Consider the following 706-nt stretch of genomic DNA (forward strand, 5'->3'; position numbering starts at 1 on the left):
TGCAAAAAGATCTCAATGATTCCATTAAAGGTGCTCAAGATACAGCTAATTCCGCTCTTCAGAGTGTAACCGTAACCGACACTAAAGGCCAAACTCTCGTTGTTAATAAAGACAATGCAGGCTTTGGTATTGTTGGTGCTAAAGATGGCATGGTTGAAAGTAAAGTATCCGGTCAGAATTTGGTAGTAGATTTAACCGATGCAACGAAAGAAAAAATCAACAACGCCGCCGGTAAAGACTTAGGCAACTTGGATGACAAAGGCAAAACAGTTATTAAAGAAGTCGTTCAGGAATCCGTTAATGTAGACGGTGGTAATAACATCAGTGTTGTTGATGCAACCGATAAAGACGGTGTTAAAACATTCACTGTTAACTTGGATAAAAATATTAATCTTGGCACAGACGGTTCCGTTGCTGTAGGCGATACCAAACTAGATAAGTCTAGTTTAGAAATCGGTGCAACTAAAGTCGCTGCTGACGGCGTGAGTGTTGGCGATGCAGCGTTAACAACTGACGGCTTAGCAATCGTTGGTGGCCCATCCGTAACTAAAGATGGTATCGATGCAGGCGGTAAAGTTGTTGGCAACCTTGGTGAAGGTGCTGTAGCTGAAGGTTCCAAAGATGCTGTAACCGGTGGTCAATTATTTGGTATGCAAAAAGATCTCAATGATTCCATTAAAGGTGCTCAAGATACAGCTAATTCCGC

Annotated in this window: 1 pseudogene; it reads left to right on the plus strand. The window is 42.1% G+C overall.

Annotated features, from left to right (window positions below):
- A pseudogene (locus MXE28_RS11470) lies at positions 1-706 on the plus strand (hypothetical protein); the annotation flags it as partial.

This window comes from Veillonella sp. KGMB01456, from assembly GCF_023051165.1.
In the GTDB taxonomy this organism is placed as follows: Bacteria; Bacillota; Negativicutes; order Veillonellales; family Veillonellaceae; genus Veillonella_A.